This is a genomic window from Microcoleus sp. A2-C3, from assembly GCF_036706065.1.
Taxonomy (GTDB): domain Bacteria; phylum Cyanobacteriota; class Cyanobacteriia; order Cyanobacteriales; family Microcoleaceae; genus Microcoleus.
The window spans coordinates 91,060-93,102 of the sequence record NZ_JAUBVX010000026.1 but is presented as its reverse complement, the minus strand read 5'-3'; the positions used below and the strand labels follow the sequence as shown (position 1 = coordinate 93,102).

General features: G+C 50.8%; 1 protein-coding gene. It reads left to right on the top strand.

The window, feature by feature from the left end:
* The coding region (locus QUB66_RS16045) for an Ig-like domain-containing protein (protein ID WP_332971252.1) at window positions 1–2,043 on the top strand (2,043 nt) is incomplete at both ends.

Sequence of the window (2,043 nt, the reverse complement as noted above, 5' to 3'; positions counted from 1 at the left end):
TATACTCCGAATCCCGGTTTTGCAGGTTTTGACAACTTCAGCTACAGCGTCAGCGATGGGGCATCGCCGTCTCCCCCCATTCCGGTGAACCTCAACGTCACTAACCAGTCGGTAGTGGGACAATCAGACAGTTACAGTATTCCCCACGACAAGGTATTCAATCTGCCAGCCCCCGGAGTCTTAGCCAACGACGACAACTTGGAGGGCGACACATTGACTGCCAAACTGGTATCAGTCCCCAACAACGGCAAGCTGAATTTCAATGCAGACGGTTCCTTCAGCTATACTCCGAATCCAGGTTTTGCAGGTTTTGACAACTTCAGCTACAGCGTCAGCGATGGGGCATCGCCGTCTCCCCCGATTTCGGTGAACCTCAATGTCACTAACCAACCACCAGGACCACAACCAGACAATTACAGGATTCCCCACGACAAGGTATTTAATCTGCTAACCCGCGGAGTCTTAGCCAACGACGACAACTACGACGGCGACCCCCAAACTGCCAAACTGCTGTCAGTCCCTAGCAACGGCAAGCTCAATTTCAAAGCAGACGGTTCCTTCAGCTATACTCCGAATCCCGGTTTTGCAGGTTTTGACAACTTCAGCTACAGCGTCAGCGATGGGGCATCGCCGTCTCCCCCGATTTCGGTGGACCTTAATGTCACTAACTTTCCACCAGAACCACAACCAGACAATTACAGCATTCCCCAAGACAAGGTATTTAACCTGCCAGCCCGCGGAGTCCTAGCCAACGACTCCGACCCCGATGGCGATGCCTTGACTGCCAAACTGGTGTCCTTGCCAAATCAGGGCAAGGTAGTTTTCAACAGCGACGGTTCTTTCAGCTATACTCCGAATCCGGGTTTTGCAGGTTTTGACAACTTCAGCTACAGCGTCAGCGATGGGGTATTGGCGTCTCCCCCGATTTCGGTGGACCTTAATGTCACCAAGTTCTTAATCAACCAACCGCCGCAGGCAAATAGTGATCGTTACACCACTCCTCACGACAAAACACTCAATATTCCAATCCCCGGACTCCTGGCCAATGATATTGACCCTGACGGCGACCCCCTAACTGCAAAACTTGAGTCCGGCCCTAGCAACGGCAAGCTGAATTTCAAGGCTGACGGTTCGTTCAGCTATACTCCGAATCCCGGTTTTGCTGGTTTGGACAACTTCAGCTACAGCATCACTGACGGGGCATTCCCACCTTTTTTGGGGGTGCCAGTAAATATCAATGTCACCAATCAGCCACCACAGGCAAATAGTGACAGTTACAACACTCCTCACGACAAAACACTCAATATTCCAATCCCCGGACTCCTGGTCAATGACATTGACCCTGACGGCGACACATTGACTGCAAAACTTGAGTCTGGCCCTAGCAACGGCAAGCTGAATTTCAATGCTGACGGTTCCTTTAGCTATACTCCGAATCCCGGTTTTGCTGGTTTTGACAACTTCAGCTACAGCATCACTGACGGGGCATTCCCACCTTTTTTGGGGGTGCCGGTCAAAATCATTGTCACCAATCAGCCACCACAGGCAAATCGCGACAGTTACAACACTCCCCACGACAAGACACTCAATGTCCTAATTCCAGGAGTTCTGGTCAATGACATTGACCCTGACGGCGACCCCCTAACTGCAAAACTTGAGTCCGGCCCTAGCAACGGCAAAGTAATTTTCAATGCTGACGGTTCCTTTAGCTATACTCCGAATCCCGGTTTTGCAGGTTTTGACAACTTCACCTACAGCATCAGTGACGGTGCCTTCCCGCCTTTTTTCACGACTGTGCCGGTAAATCTCAATGTCACTAATCAGCCACCACAGGCAAATAGTGACAGTTACAACACTCCCCACGACAAGACACTCAATGTCCTAATCCCCGGAGTTCTGGCCAATGACATTGACCCCGATGGCGATACATTGACTGCAAAACTTGAGTCTGTCCCCAAAAACGGCAACCTGAATTTCAATGCTGACGGTTCGTTCAGCTATACTCCGAATCCCGGTTTTGCAGGTTTTGACGACTTCACCTAC